Below are 2,712 nucleotides of genomic sequence, written 5' to 3' on the forward strand. Positions count from 1 at the left end.
ACAAGGGAATGGCTATCGGTGCTCGTCATATTACAGTTTCAACCTCAGGTTTGGCCCATAAAATTCGTGATTTTGCTAATGAAGGGGTTCAGGTCAATCTTGCCGTGTCACTTCACGCACCTAATAATGAACTTCGCTCAAGCATCATGAAGATTAACCGTGCCTTTCCGATTGAAAAACTCTTTGCTGCTATTGAGTACTACATTGAGACAACTAATCGTCGTGTGACCTTTGAGTATATCATGCTCAATGAAGTTAATGACGGTGTAGAACAAGCCTTGGAATTGGCTGAATTGCTCAAGAACATCAAGAAATTGTCTTATGTAAACTTGATTCCTTATAACCCAGTTAGTGAGCATGACCAATATAGCCGTAGTCCTAAAGAGCGCGTCATGGCCTTCTATGATACGCTTAAGAAAAAAGGGGTTAACTGTGTTGTCCGTCAAGAGCATGGTACTGATATTGATGCAGCTTGTGGACAATTGCGCTCTAATACAATGAAACGTGACCGCCAGAAAGCAGTCGCAGCAGTTAATCCTTAATGATGAAGAAAACTTATAATCATGTTTTGGTCTGGGGAGTCATTTTCTATAGCATTTGCATTGTTTATTTTTGCTTTACTCCTCAAGAACAATCTCCCGTGGGGGTGGAAACTCCAGGTATTCAACATCTTGGACGCCTGGTTTTTCTTTTGACTCCTTTCAATTCTCTCTGGAAACTGGGTGAAGTAAGTGACATTGGACAATTATGTTGGATTTTTCTACAGAATATCCTCAATGTCTTCTTGCTTTTTCCTCTGATTTTCCAACTCCTTTATCTCCTTCCAAACTTGCGTAAGACAAGAAAAGTGATCTTTTTCAGTTTTCTTCTGAGTCTAGGAATTGAGTGTATGCAGTTAGTCTTAGATTTTTTCTTTGATTTTAATCGCGTCTTTGAAATTGATGATTTGTGGACCAATACCTTGGGTGGCTATCTGGCTTGGCTACTTTATAAACGATTACATAATACTCAATGAAAATCAAAGAGCAAACTAGGAAGCTAGCCGTAGGTTGCTCAAAGCACTGCTTTGGGGTTGTAGATAGAACTGACGAAGTCAGTAACATATATACGGCAAGGTGAAGCTGACGTGGTTTGAATTTGATTTTCGAAGAGTATAAAAACAAGATAAGGAATTAAAATGAGTATTTTAGAAGTTAAAAATCTGAGTCACGGTTTTGGTGACCGTGCAATTTTTGAAGATGTGTCTTTCCGTCTCCTAAAGGGAGAACATATCGGCCTGGTTGGTGCCAATGGTGAAGGAAAATCAACCTTTATGAGCATCGTGACTGGCAAAATGCTGCCAGATGAAGGGAAGGTTGAGTGGTCCAAATATGTGACTGCTGGTTACTTGGATCAGCACTCTGTCTTGGAAGAAGGTCAGTCTGTTCGCGATGTTCTGCGTACGGCCTTTGATGAGCTTTTTAAAGCAGAAGCCCGTATCAATGACCTTTATATGGAAATGGCTGAAGACGGTGCGGATGTTGATGCTCTCATGGAAGAAGTGGGAGAACTTCAAGACCGTCTGGAGAGTCGTGATTTCTATACCTTGGATGCGAAGATTGACGAAGTAGCGCGTGCCCTTGGTGTTATGGACTTTGGCATGGATACGGATGTAACTTCTTTGTCAGGTGGACAAAGAACCAAGGTGCTTTTGGCTAAACTCCTCCTTGAAAAGCCTGATATCTTGCTTTTGGACGAGCCGACCAACTACTTGGATGCTGAGCATATTGACTGGCTCAAGCGCTATCTCCAAAACTATGAGAATGCCTTTGTCCTTATTTCGCACGATATTCCATTCCTGAACGATGTTATCAATATCGTCTATCATGTGGAGAATCAACAGCTGACGCGTTACTCTGGTGACTACTACCAGTTCCAAGAAGTCTATGCCATGAAGAAATCTCAGCTGGAGGCGGCCTATGAACGTCAGCAGAAAGAGATTGCCGATCTCAAGGACTTCGTGGCTCGAAACAAAGCGCGTGTTGCAACACGAAATATGGCCATGTCCCGTCAGAAGAAATTGGATAAGATGGATATTATCGAACTGCAAAGTGAGAAACCAAAGCCGTCCTTTGATTTTAAACCAGCTCGTACACCAGGGCGCTTTATCTTCCAAGCAAAGGACTTGCAGATTGGCTATGATCGTCCACTGACCAAGCCTTTGAATCTTACCTTTGAACGCAATCAAAAGGTTGCTATTATCGGTGCCAATGGTATCGGGAAAACAACTCTCTTGAAGTCTCTCTTGGGTATTATTACACCAATCGCTGGGGAAGTCGAACGCGGTGATTACCTAGAACTTGGTTATTTTGAGCAGGAAGTAGAAGGGGGAAATCGTCAAACGCCACTAGAGGCCGTCTGGAATGCCTTTCCTGCCCTTAACCAAGCAGAAGTTCGTGCAGCACTTGCCCGTTGTGGTCTGACAACCAAGCATATTGAAAGCCAAATTCAGGTTTTGTCAGGTGGGGAACAAGCCAAGGTTCGTTTCTGTCTCTTGATGAATCGGGAAAACAATGTTTTAGTGCTGGACGAGCCGACCAACCACTTGGATGTGGATGCCAAGGATGAACTCAAACGTGCTCTTAAAGAATATAAGGGATCGATCCTTATGGTCTGCCACGAACCAGACTTTTATGAAGGTTGGATGGACCAAATCTGGGACTTTAACAAGCT

2 protein-coding genes and 1 pseudogene are annotated in these 2,712 nt (G+C 42.9%); all 3 read left to right on the forward strand.

The window, feature by feature from the left end; all coding sequences use genetic code 11:
• Positions 1–542 (forward strand): annotated as a pseudogene (locus tag SMIDD26_RS02695) (23S rRNA (adenine(2503)-C(2))-methyltransferase RlmN); the annotation flags it as partial.
• The gene (locus SMIDD26_RS02700) at positions 542–1,015 is read left to right on the forward strand and encodes a VanZ family protein (RefSeq protein WP_049512987.1); all 474 of its coding nucleotides are present in this window, start codon (positions 542–544) and stop codon (positions 1,013–1,015) included. The pseudogene SMIDD26_RS02695 and the gene SMIDD26_RS02700, both read left to right, overlap by 1 nt.
• Positions 1,016–1,177: 162 nt before the next feature.
• The coding region (locus SMIDD26_RS02705) for an ABC-F family ATP-binding cassette domain-containing protein (RefSeq protein ID WP_061438830.1) at positions 1,178–2,712 on the forward strand (1,535 nt) is incomplete at its 3' end.

It is taken from the genome of Streptococcus mitis, assembly GCF_001579035.1.
In the GTDB taxonomy this organism is placed as follows: domain Bacteria; phylum Bacillota; class Bacilli; order Lactobacillales; family Streptococcaceae; genus Streptococcus; species Streptococcus mitis_J.